The organism is Blastocatellia bacterium, from assembly GCA_035573895.1.
Classification (GTDB): Bacteria; Acidobacteriota; Blastocatellia; order HR10; family HR10; genus DATLZR01.
Genome location: DATLZR010000054.1, coordinates 1 through 17,182, shown reverse-complemented (window position 1 = coordinate 17,182; position 17,182 = coordinate 1). Strand labels below are relative to the sequence as shown.

16 protein-coding genes are annotated in these 17,182 nt (G+C 57.8%); 2 read left to right on the top strand and 14 right to left on the bottom strand.

Going from position 1 to position 17,182, the window contains the following annotated elements; genetic code table 11:
• Positions 1-15: 15 nt before the first annotated feature.
• The 5 genes from mrdA to VNM72_05905 form a co-directional block, all read right to left on the bottom strand.
• Positions 16-1,938, bottom strand: coding sequence for a penicillin-binding protein 2 (gene mrdA / locus VNM72_05925; GenBank protein ID HXF04936.1), 1,923 nt, complete (start codon positions 1,936-1,938; stop codon positions 16-18).
• Positions 1,939-1,940: 2 nt separating this feature from the next.
• Positions 1,941-2,468 (bottom strand): rod shape-determining protein MreD, encoded by a 528-nt coding sequence (gene mreD, locus VNM72_05920; protein HXF04935.1) that lies wholly within the window; start codon positions 2,466-2,468, stop codon positions 1,941-1,943.
• A 92-nt stretch (positions 2,469-2,560) separates the two neighbouring features.
• Positions 2,561-3,403, bottom strand: coding sequence for a rod shape-determining protein MreC (gene mreC / locus VNM72_05915; GenBank protein ID HXF04934.1), 843 nt, complete (start codon positions 3,401-3,403; stop codon positions 2,561-2,563).
• A 29-nt stretch (positions 3,404-3,432) separates the two neighbouring features.
• Positions 3,433-4,476 carry a rod shape-determining protein gene (locus VNM72_05910; protein HXF04933.1) on the bottom strand — a complete coding sequence of 348 codons (1,044 nt, stop codon included), beginning with the start codon at positions 4,474-4,476 and terminating at the stop codon, positions 3,433-3,435.
• A gap of 724 nt (positions 4,477-5,200) precedes the next feature.
• Positions 5,201-6,016 (bottom strand): C-GCAxxG-C-C family protein, encoded by an 816-nt coding sequence (locus VNM72_05905; GenBank protein ID HXF04932.1) that lies wholly within the window; start codon positions 6,014-6,016, stop codon positions 5,201-5,203.
• 1,283 nt (positions 6,017-7,299) lie between these two features.
• Between VNM72_05905 and VNM72_05900 the strand changes: the two genes are divergently transcribed.
• A complete protein-coding gene (locus VNM72_05900) occupies positions 7,300-8,982 on the top strand; it encodes a hypothetical protein (GenBank protein ID HXF04931.1) in 1,683 nt (560 codons plus the stop codon).
• Positions 8,983-9,162: 180 nt separating this feature from the next.
• Here VNM72_05900 and VNM72_05895 read toward each other — a convergent pair whose 3' ends face one another.
• From VNM72_05895 to VNM72_05855, 9 genes are all read right to left on the bottom strand, one after another.
• A complete protein-coding gene (locus VNM72_05895; GenBank protein HXF04930.1) occupies positions 9,163-9,300 on the bottom strand; it encodes a SufD family Fe-S cluster assembly protein in 138 nt (45 codons plus the stop codon).
• A 7-nt stretch (positions 9,301-9,307) separates the two neighbouring features.
• On the bottom strand, positions 9,308-9,484 hold the full coding sequence (locus VNM72_05890) for a hypothetical protein (protein ID HXF04929.1): 177 nt from the start codon (positions 9,482-9,484) through the stop codon (positions 9,308-9,310).
• A 315-nt stretch (positions 9,485-9,799) separates the two neighbouring features.
• Positions 9,800-10,126 (bottom strand): DNA-binding protein, encoded by a 327-nt coding sequence (locus VNM72_05885; protein HXF04928.1) that lies wholly within the window; start codon positions 10,124-10,126, stop codon positions 9,800-9,802.
• Positions 10,127-10,321: 195 nt separating this feature from the next.
• Complete coding sequence (locus VNM72_05880; protein HXF04927.1) at positions 10,322-10,513, bottom strand: hypothetical protein; 192 nt, start codon at positions 10,511-10,513, stop codon at positions 10,322-10,324.
• Between the two features lie 205 nt (positions 10,514-10,718).
• The gene (locus VNM72_05875) at positions 10,719-11,468 is read right to left on the bottom strand and encodes a formylmethanofuran dehydrogenase subunit E family protein (protein ID HXF04926.1); all 750 of its coding nucleotides are present in this window, start codon (positions 11,466-11,468) and stop codon (positions 10,719-10,721) included.
• 37 nt (positions 11,469-11,505) lie between these two features.
• The gene (gene tdt / locus VNM72_05870) at positions 11,506-12,624 is read right to left on the bottom strand and encodes a tellurite-resistance/dicarboxylate transporter (protein ID HXF04925.1); all 1,119 of its coding nucleotides are present in this window, start codon (positions 12,622-12,624) and stop codon (positions 11,506-11,508) included.
• Between the two features lie 19 nt (positions 12,625-12,643).
• On the bottom strand, positions 12,644-12,937 hold the full coding sequence (locus VNM72_05865) for a thioredoxin family protein (GenBank protein ID HXF04924.1): 294 nt from the start codon (positions 12,935-12,937) through the stop codon (positions 12,644-12,646).
• A 27-nt stretch (positions 12,938-12,964) separates the two neighbouring features.
• Positions 12,965-14,011 carry a permease gene (locus VNM72_05860; protein HXF04923.1) on the bottom strand — a complete coding sequence of 349 codons (1,047 nt, stop codon included), beginning with the start codon at positions 14,009-14,011 and terminating at the stop codon, positions 12,965-12,967.
• A gap of 322 nt (positions 14,012-14,333) precedes the next feature.
• Positions 14,334-14,753, bottom strand: a complete 420-nt coding sequence (locus VNM72_05855; GenBank protein ID HXF04922.1) for a metalloregulator ArsR/SmtB family transcription factor — start codon at positions 14,751-14,753, stop codon at positions 14,334-14,336.
• A gap of 945 nt (positions 14,754-15,698) precedes the next feature.
• Here VNM72_05855 and VNM72_05850 point away from each other — a divergent pair.
• Positions 15,699-17,182, top strand: a 1,484-nt coding sequence (locus VNM72_05850) for an RCC1 repeat-containing protein (protein HXF04921.1), incomplete at its 3' end; no start/stop codon positions are given.

The window sequence follows — 17,182 nt, the reverse complement described above, 5'->3', positions numbered from 1 at the left end:
GTCCACGAAAGCCGGCTAATGAGCCGGGGCGTTCTTCGGTTCGGCGTCAGCCAGTGCCTTGTTGGTCAGAGCCGGAGCGGGAGTGGCGATGTCGGCGCGCTCGGAGCCGCCGATGAGCTTGGCTTTATAGGCTTCGTAAATCTCTCGGGTTGTAGGCGCACTGAACCGTCCGCCCTGCCCCACATTCTCGATGAGCGTCACCATGGCGATGCGGGGATGATCGCGGGGAGCAAAACTGACGAACCAGGCATGGTCTTTGAGCGCGCCGGTGGCTTTCTCTTTGCCCACGACCTGAGCCGTTCCCGTTTTGCCGCAGACGTCGAGGCCCTCGACGCGGGCCGCCACGCCGGTGCCGCCTTCATTGACCACACCCCACATGGCCGAACGGATGGTCTTCACCGTGAGAGGATCGAGCGGCACGATCAGCGGGCGCGGCTGCTGATACGCCATCTGCGGGTCACCGGCCACCTCCTTGAAGACATGGGGCGTGGGCAATCTTCCTCCCATGACGATTCCGGCGATGGTTCGGACAAGCTGTAAGGGCGTAATCGCCACCGTTCCCTGCCCGATGGACGCGATGGCCGTATCGAAGTCCTTCCATCGGGGATCGCGCGGATTGAGCTTGGCCTTGAGGGCTCGACTCGGAACGATCCCGGCCACCTCATGAGGCAGATCAATTCCCGTCCGCTGACCGAGTCCGAGTCGCTTCACCCATTTCTCCAGCCGATCAATTCCCAGCTTCAACCCCAGTCGGTAGAAATATCCATCGCAGGAGACGACAATCGCCCGATGGAGATCGGGGGCTCCATGTGACCCCATGCAACTGATGAAGCGGTTCCCCACCTGAAGCCCGCGCCCGCAGAGGAAGGTAGAATGGTTCGGCGTGATGATTCCCTCTTCCAGAGCGGCTGCTGCGACGATGATTTTCCAGGTCGAGCCGGTGGGATAGACTCCCTGCAGGGCTCGATTGATCAGAGGGATTTCGGGGTCTTGCAGGAGCCGACGGTATTCGGCTTTTCCCTCGGCCGTATTGATGCGCTGGGAAAAGAGCGCGGGATCAAAGGCCGGATGACTGACCAGCGCGAGGATCTCTCCCGTTTGGGGATCGAGAGCCACGATTGTCCCCCGACGATTGCCCAGATGTTGTTCGGCGGCCAATTGAAGATCGAGATCAATGGTCAGTTTAATCGCGTGACCTTCAACCGGCGGAATGCTTTCGATTTCGCCGACCTCGTGACCGGTGCTGTCCACGATCACCCGCCGGTACCCGTCTCTTCCTCGCAGGAGTCGGTCGTACATCTGCTCGACTCCTGATTTGCCGATGAGGTCGCCAGGCCGATAGTCCTTGTACTCGGGTTTGGCCAGTTCCTCCCGGGAGATCTCTCCGACGTATCCCAGAACGTGAGCCAGCACAGTTCCATAGGGATAGCGGCGTTGCGGTTGCTCGACAATATCCAGTTCGGGATATTCGAGACGGTGCGCATGAACCCAGGCGACATCCGACGTAGTGGCATTTTCCTTGAGGACGACGGGATAAAAAGCCGGTTGATTCCTCATTCCATCCAGTCGCGCGCGCACGGTGTCACGGTCCAGGGGGAGCCCCCGAGCGATCAGTTCATCAACCAGCTCATACGGGTTCCGCCGCTTCTCCCGAAGCTCTTCCCGGTTGAGAATGATGCTCAGCGACGGCTGATTGTCCACAATGACTCGACCGTGGCGATCGAGGATCGCGCCGCGCGGAGCGGGAATGGGAACGACGCGAATGCGATTGTTCTCGGCGGCCTGTCGGAATTTCTCATGCTGAATCACCTGGAGCGACCAGAACCGGACGCCGAGAATAAGAAACAGGCTCAGGAGCCCGTATTGAAGGATGGTCAGACGATCCGTTTGACCAATGGCCTTGGCTCGTTCACCGATGTCGCTCAGTCGGGTGACCATGTTCAATACCTGCGCTTGAGCGGTTTGCCGGGAGCGCGCGTTCGCTCCCGAACGACCAGCCAGTAATCGAGCAGTCGGAAGAAGATCAGGGCGGCAACCGTGTTGATCAGAACGACCCCTCCGAGCCGACGACCAAGTTGCGGCAGAACCGGTGCGCTCACCAGCGGCTGACCAAACAGGTGGTGGAGACCGAGATAAATTAGCCCGTTGAGGGCCGCTGCCGTCGCCATGACGATCAGCCGCGGGAGAAAACTGTCCAGGGCCACACGAATACTCAGCGTGGATGTGGAGAATCCGATTACTGTTTTGGCGAAGCTATTAACGCCGATCAATCCTCCGGAGAAACTATCCTGGAGCAACCCCGCTCCCGCGCCGACCCACAACGCACGCGCGGGATTGCGTTCAAGACTGACGTAGATGGTTGCAATCAAGATCAGGTCGAGCGACCGCAGACCGGTCATGTAGCGCGCAATGATCAATTGACCAACAATGGCGATCACAATGAGAACAACAGTTTTCGCCGGGCTCACCGGTCCGCTCTACCTCTACACGACAAGAGAGAACGACCTCCGCCAGCATCCTGGTGTCGCTGACAGTGATGTCATCGGTCGCGCGCTCCCTCTCACTGAGGCCGAGAGGCAATCGTTGGAGTGAGGCGCACGTCTGTGGGAGAGTCCACCAAAACGATGACTTCCTCCAGGGGGCCACGCAGTGCCGTGGGCTCGATCAAAATGTCATGCGAGACCATAGCCGATCCCCGTCGAACCGACACGACACGTCCAATGAGAAGGCCCCGAGGGTAAATGCCATCCTGACCCGTTGTGTAGACGATGTCTCCCTCTTTCACGGGTTCGGTGCCAGGGACATAGCGCATCTTGCAGAGGGCTTCGTTTTTGCCCACGACCACGCCCAGTGCGCGCGACTCTCCCACGACGCCAACGGCACCGCCCACGCCGCTGCGGTCGTCCGTCAGCAACTGCACGCGCGCACTCACGGGACCTACGTCAACGACGCGACCGACCAGCCCGGCGGGCGTGATCACGGCGGCTCCAGGACGCACGCCATCTCGTTGCCCCCGATTGATCACCAGCGACTGAAACCAGGCGCTCACGTCCCGACCGATGACGCGGGCAATCAGACTCTGTCCTGGCACTTGCTGCTGAAGGCCCACCAGCGCTCTCAATCGCTCGGCTTCTCGGGCCTCCTCGGTCAATCGCATGAGCTGCATCCGGAGGAGATCCATTTCCTGACGAAGGGCGCGATTTTCCCGCTCTACATCGCGCAAGGCGATGTAGCTTTTCCACAGCCGGGTGAGCCCCGTGAGGGCTCGATTCACCGACTCGAAAAACGGTGCGGCCACTGTCAGCGACCACGTGCGTAACACCGACTGCCCGGATTGGGGATGTCGGGCCTGCGCCGACATCAAGATCATCTGCCCGCTGACGAGCACAAGAAACAGGGCCACAGATCGCCTCGCCCGATTCTCGGCCATCGTTAATATTCCAGATGCTCCAAATTCGTGCACACGCGCTTGAGCAGATCGAGATCGTCCAGCATCTTTCCCGCTCCCAAAACGACGGAGGACAGTGGGTCTTCGGCCAGAATCACCGGGACATTGGTCTCCAGCATCAAGCGTTTGTCGAGATTCTTCAACAGAGCGCCTCCCCCGGTGAGGACAATTCCGTGATCAATAATATCGGCCGCCAGTTCCGGAGGGGTCCGTTCCAGCGCCACGCGAACGGCATTCACAATTGTCGCCACCGTTTCCGACAAAGCCTCCCGGACTTCCTCATCGGTGATGGTGATCGTCTTCGGAACACCTTCGATCAAGCTGCGTCCGCGAACTTCCATCGAGAGCGGCTCATCCAGCGGATAGGCCGAGCCCAGTTCAATCTTGATTTGTTCTGCCGTCCGCTCGCCAATCAGCAGATTGTACTTGCGCTTGATGTACTGAATGATTGCCTCGTCCATTTCGTTGCCGGCAATGCGAATCGAACGGGAATAGACGATGCCGGACAGAGATATAACGGCAATATCCGTCGTACCACCACCGACATCCACGATCATGTTGCCCGTCGGCTCGGTGATCGGCAGACCCGCACCGATGGCTGCTGCGATCGGCTCATCCACCAGGTAGACTTCGCTCGCCCGTGCTCGATAAGCGGCGTCAACAACGGCCCGGCGCTCGACCTGAGTGATTTCACTGGGAACGCCGATGACCACACGCGGATTCACCCAGGAGCGTCCGTTGTGCGCCTTTTTGATGAACGCTTGAAGCATGGTCTCGGTCAGCTCGAAGTTAGCGATCACACCATCGCGCATGGGCCGGATGGCCACAATGTTGGAGTGCGTGCGACCGAGCATCTCTTTGGCTTCTTTGCCGACGGCTTCCACTTTGTGCGTCACCTTATTGACGACCACAATCGAGGGCTCACTGACAACGATGCCTCGGCCTTTGGCGTAGACCAGGGTGCTGGCTGTGCCCAGGTCAATTCCCAGGTCGCTTGAAAAGAATCGAAAGAGTGATAGCAACCCCATCGTTTCTCAACCGTTAAAGCTTTCCTTCAAGATCATCGCCATAATTTATCCTGCCAACTTACTTTAGCACAGCCCATAGGGACATTCAATCTCTTTTTGCAGAACCCCCTACGAAATTTATCCCCTGACCTCTGACGAGCCCCAGATTGGGATGGGGAGTTCCCCCGGCTGGAGAGTTCCGCTTGGTGGAGTAACCTGGCTCATCCAGATGCACGTTCGCCAATCGCCTTCACCCCCGATTTCGGCCAATGGCGATTTGGACGCAGACCGGTCGGTGAGGACCTACACCTTCAACGCCTTGGCTTGCCTGTCCGTAGACCTGGCGGAGAGAAGCTTTAGCTTTGATCCGCACGAGCCAATCGGCGTTTGTTTGGGTCGGCTCGTTATCGGCTTGAGCTGCCACTCGGTTGCGGTTGTCCAAAAAGCGCCGGGCGTATCGCTCACCTTCGATGATCCAGGTCTGCCAGAATCCCGGCGAACCGCCCTGGCAAACCGTGACTCCTGCGCTGGATTGCTCGATTCTAAGTTTCGCTAAGGGTGTGATTTGTAGCTTTCGTCGAGCGAAGCCGGGGAGAGCCTGCCCCGGATATCTGATGCGCTGGCTTGAAAAAATTCCTCGCCTCCTGATACGGGCGGCCAGAGACGGCCGCCCGTATCAGGAGTAGCTTCTCACTGGTTGTCGCTCTCTGCCACGGCCAATCGGGATTCAGTACCTACCCGCTCATCACCGATGGTCCCAGCCTTCGACGTGGCATTGCGTGCAGTTCATCTGGGCTTTCACATTGTCCAAGCCCTGGCTCCCGTGACAGGTCACACACGAGGCCATGGACTGAGGCGGCGTATACGTCCCCTGGAAGTGTCCGTCAGCCCACTCATTCAGCAGCTCGACGGCCCGCGCAGCCACATCTCCTGTAAGCCGGGCACAACGTTCCTTCCGCTCGAGCGAGGATGCCTTGAAGCCGGACGTGTCGCACCACATTGTTACCGAAGCGTGACACAACGGAGAACCGGCACGACTTTGCGGCAGAGGTTGATCGTACTGGTTGACGAAGAACTCATGATTTTGTGCATACCGATTACTCGTCTCACTGGGGAAGAGCGCCTGGGTGTACCACCCTTGCAGTTCGTGAATCAGCTTATCGGCTGTCGCTTTGTCGCACACGAGACTGATCGCCGCACACGCCCCCAGCAATCCTCCGCAGGTGCCACCCCAGCCGACGACTCCGCCATGACCAAAGATCATCATTTCCGGGGGAATTAACGTGAAAGGATAGCCGACAGTTTCCTGAAGTGCGCGAGTGATCGCTTTGAAGGCTCCGTAAGAACAGCCCCGGCCAGCTTCCCAGTAAGCCTGGTGGCCGAGTTTTCTGACGTATTCCGGGTCCAGCTTGGCGTACGGCCAGGGCCACGCGGGAATCTCCGTTTGGGCTTCACCTTTTTTGGCCGTGATCAAACTGAGACCGGCGACGCCCGCCGTGGCTCCTGCCGCACATTTAGTTGCGATGGTCAGAAATTCTTTTCTCGAAAGTTTTCTCTCCATAGCCGCCTCCTTCGATGAGTTTTTCTTCCTCCCTGGTGCGTGGCTGTTTGCCCAGCTCGTTCGAAAATGCCTGGGAGTGCGCACCTCCGGTGCGCTCGGTGGGGTGAAGGCCAGGCCCACCGGTCGGGTGCGCTCCCAGGTTTTCATCCGTCGTGGCGTGCATAAGCGCATGGACGATTCCTGTTCAGCAAAATCATTTTTGCAAGTGCTGTGCCAGAGCCCGGGATCAAAGAGACAGGAGCAAATCTCTCTGGACATGTGAGTGTTAGGCGAACTGGTAGGCGCTCTGTCCTATGGCGGTCGGCAAACAGATTGAGGGAAATTTCAATAGCCACTCCCTCACCGGTTGCAGGAAGTGAACAAAGTGATCGGGATGACTCGTGTTGGAAGTTTCAACGGAGCTGTTGAGTATTTCATCGCTTCATCGCGCAAATACGAGGGGACGTGTTGAAAGCCTCCTTTCTTCATCTGAAGAGCGCGGAGCGAAGGGATCAACTGACTCCGGCATGTGGCAGATGCCATATTGTTCGGTCGTCGCCAGATATAGAGAACCTCCCGGGTGGGCGGTTGCTCTGAAAGCACTTGGTATTCGCTTGAGATGGGGAGTGTCTGAGAGTCTATTGAGCACCCTCCGCTACTTCGACAGTGTCCCTGTCGTCAAGTATGCCCTAGCTCTTGACATCTTTTTTTTTGCTAAAATGTTTGCGGTAGGTGTTCAATTCAGCTACCGGAGGGACACAATGGCACAAAAAATGTCACCTGTATTCCCCGTACTTTTTGGGATCCTGCTGGTCGTCTTGACAACGGTTGTAAGGGCGCAGGACCTCAGGTGCCTTGACCTATCGCAATGTACGAGTACAGCCGGTTGTGGAGGACCGGGAAGCCCTCAAGGGGGGTGCAAGATCGGGTGCGACAATGGGGCCATCATCCAATGCCCATACAGACAGCCCTGCGATGATTGCATTATTGATGTTGGCGCCGCAGCAGCAACCGTGACAGGATTTGCCACAGTCTCTACGCAACCGAATGTGAAGCAAAATCTCATCGTCTTACGAACCTTTGCACGAATCTGGTCGAAGATTGATTCGAACAGATCAAAGTTGCTCCCGATGCTCGCAGCGGCGCTGAGCCGGAACACTGAGGTAAGCGGAGTTATACAGACGCAGGTGACACCCGGAAACCATTGAGAAGCCGAATCGCCAACAGAGGAGTGTCTGCCTGATGGGCCCATCCGCCTGGGGAGCGTTCACCTGCTGGCGGAGATTTTCGGAAGGAGGGGAAAAATGAGATTTACCTGGTTGATTCTTGCCGCCCTGATCCTTGCACAAGTCGAGTCGCAGGACCTCAAACAGCAGGGTCTCGTTCTCTTTGAACAAGCTGAATTCGCGCTGAGAAAGGAGAGCGATCCGGCTCGCCTTGCTCACGGAGCCATCGTGCTCGCCGGACTGATGAAGGATATTGACGCCGGTCGAAGCGAAGCCCTCCTCCGGCAGGCCGTACAGGCGTTGTCCGAGCTCAGGTCCGAAGGTGCGATGGAGAGGGCGGGGCGACTTCCTGGGAAGACGCCCCGGGTGCTCTTTCGCAGTCCGTATGATGCTGAACAGCTCTGGCAAAAATTGCTTGAGCAGTCGGTCGGACTCCGAACCGACCTCGTGCGCGAGTTTCTGGCCCAGATGAAAGCCGGCGATCAGTGGAAGGCCGACCTGCTCTCCCGCCTTGCACGGTCTGTCAAAGATGATGAAGGCACCGTAAGCGAACTGGTGGAGATGAGCCTCTCATACGCCATCTCCTATTCTACGGTCTCGCTCCTCTTTCACCTGCGGGAAAAAGATCCGGAACGGGGCCGAGCGATCTTTCGATCGGCGCTGGCGAGGGCGGCACGACAGGGTGATCTCGATGGTCTGTACTGGTTGGGAGCCTACGCGATTCCCGGCATCAATCTCCCGAACCGTTTCCCTTTAAGCAATCCTCCTCCGGCTGACCCGATGCTCAGTCGGGTCTATATCCGGACTCTCATAGATGCGCTTTCAAAGGAAATCCTGCAGGGCCAGAAAGTACGGGCACACATGTATCGCGCACTGATCAACATTCGTCCTTACGCCGAGCAGTTGACGCCGGACGTTGTCTCTCGAATAGACAGCTTGTTAACGCTGGTCGTGAGCCGATTGCCCTCGGAAGCAATTGCTGAGGCAGAGCAAGGGGACCTTGAGCGAAGGGCACCCGACACGGAGAAGATCGAGGACCTGGAGAGGAAGGCCCAAACAGCCACAGACAATAAAACCCATGACGACCTGATGGCCTATGCAGCCTTCCGCGCTTTGATGAGCAGTGATTTCGAGCGGGCTCTGACGCTCGCTTCCAGGCTGAAGGATCAGGCGATTAGGGGTGAGATGACCGACTATATTCATTTCAGGGCCGCCGCAGAGCTGACCGAAAAAGTTCAGCTCGAACAGGCCGAGGCGCACGCTCTGAGGATTGAACATCCCGAGAGATTAGCGGTGGCCGTTTCCACCGTGCTTCAAAAGTTGAGCGATAAGGATCATGCGCCCATTCTCATCGCGCAGGCTGAATCTCGGATCGAGCGACTTCAAACGAGTGGTGCTAAGGGGCGGGCTTTTCTCTACCTGGCTGGGCCCGTGATGGCCTTCGATGAAAATCAGGGAAGACGCTTCCTCAACCGTGCAATAGACCTGTTCAACGCTACGAAAGCGGATTTGAACGGGGCCCTGGATTCCGTCATTCGTATCGAGACGGGCGAATTCGCCACGGGCTATGTCATAGGGTCCTCCGATCTCTCCCCCGTCGTGATCGAGGTTTTCAAGAAGTTGACCGCAGCCGATCCGGAACTCATCCAGGCTCCTGTGCTGGCCGCTCGCTGGGAGAGTGCGGAAATCCGGGCCATCGCCCAGGCCGCCGTCGCGCGCACGCTTCTCGATAAGGTAAAACAGCGGTCGCGTTCCCCATGACTGAAGCGAGCCAACCCGGATGAAAGTACCGGAGGGCATCTGTTGGTCGTCTGAGGTGCTGCCACACGGCTGAACCTCCTTTGAATCTATTGTCGGTGGGGAAGCCTCACGGCGTCGCAGGAGACTCATCTTGCACTCCGCTGTGCTGAGGGCATCTTGTTTCTGGATTCGCACCTCCTTTCATCTCAGCAGTCCCTTCGTGACGACATTCACGGTTCCACCTTCGGTCAGCCCTTGGGCCATCAACGTCTCCACCTGTTTCTTGTCCACGCTGCCAACGGCGGCGTCATGCATCAGCTTGACCCGATCATCAAACATGATGAGTTTAGGGAACGGCACTGACGCGAGCCTCCTTGTCCTTGATGATCCCCACACAATGAGCGTGTCCGAGCGCGTGCGGTGCGTTGCCCACCGCTTCGCCGGTCCAACAGTCCGCCGCCACAATGCGGCTCCTGGCCAGCCCTCGGACGTTCTTACCGTTGAGGAACAGCGATTCTTTCACCGAGATGCTGGCTTCTTTCTTGCCATAAACTTTGGCTCGAATTCGTAGACGGCGTCCTTCTTCGCATCCGCTTCGAGTCCAAGTGCAACCGGCCCACCGCTCCTTTGATCAGTTTGAATTTGCTCTGGAGAATCCCCCTCTGTCATCAATGGTCACCTTTCGTTGCCGACAGGACCTCGATTCCGCTGTTCTCGCCCCGAGAATGCGTCTCCGAGCAGGCCATTGCCGCTCTCTTGCCGACAATGAATTTTCGCATCCCTCACGTGTTTGATCTGGACGGCGCTGGGAAATGAGCAGTGGGCGATGAAATTGACCTTAGCGCCGTCGCCATCCGCTCCAGACCGGGAACCCGTTCTCATCGCGGAGTTTCAGCACCTCGTCGCCTTTCCTGACCTCGGCAGCAATGATCGCGGGTTTCCCTTGAAAGGTGATGCGGGAGCCTCGAACCTCCACTTTGTCCTTCGGCTCAATTTTCACGTCCTGATTTTCAACATACCATCCCGGCCCCAAATGGACCGAAATGGTTTCCTTGTCTGTCATCACCAAGAGGTGCACTCCGTAGGACATCCCTCTCATGGGGGTGATGCGCTCGACGCTGATCACCTCCCCTGCGATAGTCTCTACGGTTTGGGGGTTATACATCCGCCCGTATGGGCCTCCTGGCCCCCAGCCTCCGCTCCCGCGCCATCTTGGGCCTCGCTGGGATAATGCTGGGGATGCCAGCAGCAGGCTGAGAATGAATAGCATTGTAGCGATGGTTCTTGGTTTCCTCATTGTGTCCTCCTTTCTCTCTAACTTTTCGGTGAATCGAGCCAGCCTGGCCTCCGTGTCAAGCGATCAGGCCCATCGCCGGCGGCCTTGCGTGGCCCGGATATTTCGCAGCGGGCGCTGGACCTGCGGATCGGTCTTCACCTGAGAGGCGGTGCCCTCAAGCGCGGCAAGCTCCAGTTGCGCCTTGATCAACGCCGCCAGCATCTGCACGGCTTCCTCGACCGATTGTTCGACTGCGCTCGTGCTAACGAAGTTCATTTTTCCTCCCCGCAATGCTTATCTCGCCCCTCTCGTGATCGGCTCCTTTGATGGATGTGCCTATGACAGGGACCTGAGAGACGAGCGAGGAGTGGGGGGTGATCCGCTCCTTCAATGGATGTGCCGGTCACCCCGACGACCGTTGCCGGCACTGCCGGGTCGCTGCGTTCCCTCAGGACGACCAATTTTTTCACAACATCCAGCATCATTCTCTCGGCATATCCTTGTTGATGATGTCCCCTCTGATGTCGTAGAGATCGCTAAACTTGAATTTGTATCCTGGCCTGGGCGTAATTTCGAGGAGCTGATCGGGCGGCGTTGTGAGCAATCTTTTGCTTAACGCATTGGCCATCTCTTCGACTTTATCAATGTCCGCTCCAGACACCGGCTGCCCTTCTGACCTCAGTTGGCGAATCCTCGCTTCCAGATCGGCCTGCTCTTTGGGAAAGACGCCTGGCCGCAGGCGCACTTCGTAAGCTTCGCCGGTAGAGATTCGCTGGATGATGAATCCATTGCCGATGGAATTATCAATCCGCAGTGTTTGAAAGTTGATTCGCGCGCCGGTCATCATCGCCACGGCATCCACCCAGCAGGGGCCATTTTTTGACACCGCTCTGAGGTCCGTTCGATCTACGATGCCGTCGGGGAAGAGTTTATCTAACACGGCCTTAATCTCGACGAAGGCGATGACCAACCCATCACACAGGTGGCCGTGAATGCGCGTCAGATCTTTGAGGCCGATTTCTTTTGTTCTTAACGAGTATCTTCCGAGGGCGCTGTCGGTGTCTCGGACCACGATGGGCGTATTATATTTGGCCTCCGCCGCCCAGGACGGATAAAACCAATCGGGCGAGTTGTCCGTTTTCCCCTCATGTTGCCATGCCTCGGCAACATTCAGGATCAGCCACAGGCTGAGTGACAAAGAAACTGCGCGGGCTGTGTATCTGTTGCGCATTTCGTCTCCTCCGCCCTGATCAAGCTCATCGTTGCCGCTAACTCTTCAAACTCGTTGGAGCTGGCTGAGCGGGCGGTGGCGGCTGCAAAAGCGCTCCGGTGTACGTACCGGCTCCCGTCCTCACCAGAACCACCGTCCAGAAGAAGAGCAGCAGCAGCCAGAGAGCAAAGCCAAAAAGACTCAGGGCCGCCGTCTGGTATGCGTCGGCCAGAAGGTACGTGGCAACCGTGTAGGCCCCCAACGGAAAGGTAAAGGCCCACCAGCTCATGGCGAACGGGAAAGGCTCCCGCAGGTAGCGCAGCGTCAACGCGATGGCCGTCGCTAGCCACCATACCCCGAACCCCCACAGTACAAGCGAACCAAGACGGAGCAACACCTGAGCCTCGGTGATGTACTGGTCAAAGATCGGATTCGCCGTCATCGAGAGGCGTACCAGAGCCAGGCTTCCAACCCCGATAGGCCCCAGACCAATCCACAGCGTGGGAGCCAGGTGGGCATGGGGTAATGGATTGTAGATCAGGCGGCCAATGAGCAGAACCCCTATGATCAGGAACAGGAAGAATCCAATGCCCAGAAACGCGAAGGCCACCAAACACATGAAGTGGCACAATCCCGGTGATCCCCAGGTAGTGATCAAAGGAGCGGCACTGGCAGGGACAACAATGTTGGCCACGGGCGGCATGAACCAGCCACCGTTGGTTTGCTCGACAGGAATGGACTGGCTCGTGAACCACTTGTAAGGAATCAGCACACCAAAGAAAAAAGCCAGCAGTGTGCCAGCGATCCACAGCACCTGGTGGATCGAGATGGCCAGCTCGGCTCCGATGTACTGACGGCCAATGGTGGAGAAGTCCACCCCCAGCACCAGCAGCCCGATAGGCAGGGTAGAGTAAAAAGGTCCACGTGTCGGGTGAGAAACATCGGCCCAGGCGTCATCGAAGAAGAAAACCCAGCGTGCGATCCAGGGAACAAGCAGAATAAAGCACAGGACGGTGTTAAATACCCATAGAATCGTTGCTAGTCCCTTCAGAGCCGGGACGAAGGAGGCCGAGTGAGCTGTGGCCACCGCTAGAATGCCTGTCCCCATGACTGAAGCGAACCAACCCGGATGAAAGTACCGGAGGGCATCTGTTGGTCGTCTGAGGTGCTGCCACATGGTTGAACCTCCTTTAGCCTCACGGTGTCGCAGGAGGCTCCTCGCGCAATCTTTCACTCTGCTGTGTGCTCGTTTCCTGGATCTCCACCAGCCAGTGTTTCACCTCTTCCAGCTTGGGAATCCGCCCCGCCGCTTTCATCACGCCGTTGATGAAGATGGCAGGAGTGAACAACACCCCTCGTTTGGCGAACTCTCTCGGGTCGTGGATGTGAATGACCTCGGCCTCCATACCGAGCGCTTGGAGTGCGTGTTCAACAGTCCTCAACGTCGTATGGCAGCGAGCGCATCCCGGACCTAAAACTTCGATTTTCATTTCGGCTGCCTCCTTCATTCTCGGGATTTAGAAAATGACGTTCCCGGCAAACCATCCCACGACGGTGCCAAGAATGATGATGGTGATGACATAGACGACAGCTTTCTTGACTCCGAACACTCGTCCAATGGCCAGCCAGCTGGGAAGACTCAAGCCCGGCCCCGTCAGCAACAGCGCCAGAGCCGGCCCCTTGCCCATGCCCAAGCTCATCAGCTTGTCCACAAACGGCGCTTCGGTCATGGTAGCGAAGTAACTGATGGCGCCAATCAGAGTGGCCAGAAACGAGGCCAAAAGCCCTGAACCGCCCAGCCAGCTCTGGATCCACCGTTCGGGCAAAATCGCCCCGATGACACCGACCAGGAACACGCCCACAAGTAACAGCGGAAAGATCAGGCGCACAAACCACCAGGTCTCCTTCAACCAGGCCACAATTTCTTCACCGCTCTTGGTCAAGTAGGCATACATTGCGATGACTGCCATGCCTGCGGCCCACACGTAGACCTTGTGAAGATACGGTCCACTGCGAACCAGATAGTTCGGCGCCAGCAGGTCGGCCACAATGAGCAGAATCAGGATCACATCTTTCCGGGACATGATCTTCCCGCCGGGATTGGCCTGAAAGCTTGATGTGCGCGTGGCCTCCTCCTGCCCGAAAACCATACTCATCGTCATGCCGACCACGAAGGCCATCGCAAGCGCTGCGGCGATGCGCGCGGCCACCATCTGGCCGCCTAAGATGGCTCCCGTATAGACGAGCGCCAGGATGTTAGCAGCGGGCGCAACCCACAGGATGATAAAGGCCGGTCCGATGCCAGCGCCGCCGTAGTAAATCCCGCTCGATACGGGGATGACCGTGCACGAACAGGCGGCGACGAAAAAACTCGACACCGCCGCCAACCCAAAGGACGTGACCTTTCGCGCCGCAGCGCCCAGATAGCGAATGATGGTGTCGCGCGAGACGAAGGTCACCATCGCGCCGGCCAGCAGGAAGGCCGGGATGAGACAGGTGACGACGTGCAGGGCAATGTACTCTTTCAACGCCTCCAGACCGGCAAGTACGAGTCTTCCTATCATGGCCCCCTCCGAAAATGCCCGGGAGCGCACGCCTCCGGCATGCTGGTCGAGTCCACTGCCAGCGAGCGCTTCCCGATTTTTCTCGTTCGTGGTGAATGTTCGCTCATGAGTGATTCCTTCAAAAATCACCACCGACGGACTCAGATCAACACGGATGAGGAAACGGATCCGTTCCCGTCTGTGTTTATCTGTGGTGGGATTTTCACTGGCTTCTGAGTGTCGTCATGGACATCATGGATAACTCCTTCGAAAATCCCCCCGGAGCGCGGGCTTCGAGCCCGCCGATTCAAGAGCGCCGGATGCGTGCGTCCCCGGGTTTTCATCATTTGCCGCGTGTGCTGGCCCATGAATGAGTCCTCGGATACGTGCACGTGCTGACCTGCGGGTCGGTTGATTTTTGAAGCCCTCGCGGTGTGGCGAAACTCTCGGCAAATTGACGCATTCGTGCTGAATCCGCTTGGAATGTTTCAAACAGAGGCAATGCCTTCTGAAGAAACTCTCGAACCGCCTTTCCAAGTTCACCCTCAAGCGAGAGCGAGTACCACACGCGCGGACCGTCTCGGCGATCTCGCACAAGCCCCGCGTTTCGGAGATACGCCAGGTGGCGGGAAAGCAAGGGCTGGGGCAATCCCAGCACCAACTGCATATCGCAAACACAGACATCTTGCTGGAGCAAGATGTTCAAAATTCTCAAGCGACTGAGATCGGCCAACGCTTTGAGTGTTCTCTCCAGTCCTTTCATCCTTCCCTCCGCTTATGCGGATAGGCAAATAATGTGCCATGGAGAATGAATTCGGTGCGCGAATGAGAGCCTCAACGAGGGACCCCCGGTTAATCAATTGATCGAGTTCACGATGCAACACGGAATCGGTTTCACAAATGGCCGGGGCAAGTACGTCGAACGCCTGGCCGCCTGCGGAATTTGCCGCAGTCCCTGGGTCAATCTCCCTTAATGTCGGCGAGGATTCGGGTGGGATTGAAACTTCTGCATCACGCGGTTCGCGGTCAATCTCCCTCGATGTCGGGAAGAATTCGCCTTCAGCACTTGCTATGCTATCGGCTTTTTGAGGTTGCTTGACTTTTTTGGAGCGTGCTCAATAAAATGTCGCTGTTCCAGGGATTGGGAAACTCAGGGCTCGCCGTAGGTGCAGTGAAGAAGAACTTCGCACGGAGAATCTGGCGGTCAGACGGTCGGGAGGATTTGTTCCCGAATCGTTCATTACGGCGCGTGGGGAGTCCGACCCCTTCCACGAATCCGCCAAAGCTCGAGCTTTCGACCTCAGTGTGCCAATCGCCTGGCGCTTGCCATTACGGCTTGGGAACGGAAAGATGCCTCGGTGATGTGTTTCAAGCGATTCCTCCATGACGTTCGCGCGATGCAGGGATGGCCTGGGCATCACGCTGAAGCGAAGGAGGAAAGGCGTTCGCAGTCTCACACTAGAAGGGATGCGGAAGGCACAAAAAAGAGGATGTATTCACTGTCCACACACGCGACTCATCGGTTCTGGGACACGGGAGGGGGAGGAGAGGTATGAGAGGAATGCCACGGTCTTTCTCATTGGTTATGAGCCTCATTGTATTGGCGACTGGTGCGGTTCCACTCGGTGCTGGAGCTTCACCGACTTCACCTTCAGTGAGGGAGGGTTCTGAGCTCGTTAGCCTGGATTTCAGGATGGCGGGAGATGGAATGTTAGCTTCTGCTGGGACTCTAGTCGGCGACGAATTGCCTCCACTACAGGATATCTCTTCCATCACTGCGGGTGGGAATCACACCTGCGCTTTGACCAGAGGCGGTGGGGTCAAGTGCTGGGGTAGTAACTCGTCTGGCCAACTGGGCGATGGAACGACGACAAACAACAACGTGCCGGTGGATGTGGTCGGGCTCGGGAGCGGCATAAGAGCCATTGCGGCGGGTGGGAATCACACCTGCGCTTTGACCACAGGTGGTGGGGTCAAGTGCTGGGGCAGTAACTCGTCTGGCCAACTGGGCGATGGGACAACGGCGGATAACAGCGTACCGGTAGACGTGCATGGGCTGGAGAGCGGCGTTGTGGCCATTGCTGCGGGTTGGTCTCACACTTGTGCTTTGACCGCAGGCGGTGGGGTCAAGTGCTGGGGCCGTAACTCGTTTGGCCAACTGGGCGACGGGACGACGACAAGCCGAAACGTGCCAGTGGATGTGAGTGGGTTAGGGAGGGGGATAAAAGCCATCACTGCGGGTGGGAATCACACCTGCGTTTTGACCACAGGTGGTGGGGTCAAGTGCTGGGGCAGTAACTCGTCTGGCCAACTGGGTGATGGGACGACGACAAACCGTAGCGCGCCCGCGGATGTGGATGGATTAGGCAGCGGTATCGTGGCTATCGCGGCGGGTGTGTATCACACTTGCGCTTTGGCTACAGACGGTGGGGTCAAATGCTGGGGCTGGAATGGGCATGGTCAGCTGGGCGATGGGACGGTGCTGTGGCGCAACGTACCGGTAGATGTGAGTGGGCTAGAGAGCAGCGTCATGGACATCGCTACAGGTGGGGATCACACGTGCGCTCTGACCACGGGCGGTGGGGTCAAATGCTGGGGCAGCAATAGGTTTGGTGAATTGGGCGATGGGACGACGACGTGGCACAGCGAGCCAGTGGATGTGAATGGGCTAGGGAGTAACGTGAGGGCCATTGCTACCGGTGGGGGACATACCTGTGTTTTGACCGCAGGCGGTAGGGTCAAGTGCTGGGGCAGCAATAGGTTTGGTCAACTGGGCGATGGGACGACAGTGAACCGTAGCGTGCCAGTAGATGTGCGTGGGCTAGAGAGCGGCGTCATAGCCATCGCTGCGGGTTGGCTGCACACCTGCGCTTTGATCACGGGAGGTAGAGTCAAGTGCTGGGGCTATAACTCGGCCGGTCAACTGGGTGATGGGACGATGACAGACCGTAGCGCACCCGTGGATGTAGTTGGGCTGGGGAGTGGCGTAGTGGCTATCGCCGCTGGTGGGCAGCACACTTGCGCTTTGACTGAGGGCGGTGGGATCAAGTGCTGGGGCTGGAACAGGTATGGCCAACTGGGCGATGGAACGATGACGAACCGTAATGCGCCGGTAGATGTAGTTGGGTTGGGGAGCGGCGTCGTGGCCATTGCGGCAGGTGGGTATCATACCTGCGCTTTGACTGAGGGCGG

Excerpts from the sequence above, each read along its gene's own strand:
- VNM72_05855 (HXF04922.1), bottom strand. The coding sequence starts at position 14,753 with ATGAAAGGACTGGAGAGAACACTCAAAGCGTTGGCCGATCTCAGTCGC.
- VNM72_05860 (HXF04923.1), bottom strand. The coding sequence starts at position 14,011 with ATGATAGGAAGACTCGTACTTGCCGGTCTGGAGGCGTTGAAAGAGTAC.
- VNM72_05865 (HXF04924.1), bottom strand. The coding sequence starts at position 12,937 with ATGAAAATCGAAGTTTTAGGTCCGGGATGCGCTCGCTGCCATACGACG.
- VNM72_05895 (HXF04930.1), bottom strand. The coding sequence starts at position 9,300 with ATGTTTGATGATCGGGTCAAGCTGATGCATGACGCCGCCGTTGGCAGC.
- VNM72_05910 (HXF04933.1), bottom strand. The coding sequence starts at position 4,476 with ATGGGGTTGCTATCACTCTTTCGATTCTTTTCAAGCGACCTGGGAATT.
- VNM72_05885 (HXF04928.1), bottom strand. The coding sequence starts at position 10,126 with ATGTATAACCCCCAAACCGTAGAGACTATCGCAGGGGAGGTGATCAGC.
- VNM72_05875 (HXF04926.1), bottom strand. The coding sequence starts at position 11,468 with ATGCGCAACAGATACACAGCCCGCGCAGTTTCTTTGTCACTCAGCCTG.
- VNM72_05900 (HXF04931.1), top strand. The coding sequence starts at position 7,300 with ATGAGATTTACCTGGTTGATTCTTGCCGCCCTGATCCTTGCACAAGTC.
- VNM72_05880 (HXF04927.1), bottom strand. The coding sequence starts at position 10,513 with ATGAACTTCGTTAGCACGAGCGCAGTCGAACAATCGGTCGAGGAAGCC.
- VNM72_05905 (HXF04932.1), bottom strand. The coding sequence starts at position 6,016 with ATGGAGAGAAAACTTTCGAGAAAAGAATTTCTGACCATCGCAACTAAA.
- tdt (HXF04925.1), bottom strand. The coding sequence starts at position 12,624 with ATGTGGCAGCACCTCAGACGACCAACAGATGCCCTCCGGTACTTTCAT.
- mrdA (HXF04936.1), bottom strand. The coding sequence starts at position 1,938 with ATGGTCACCCGACTGAGCGACATCGGTGAACGAGCCAAGGCCATTGGT.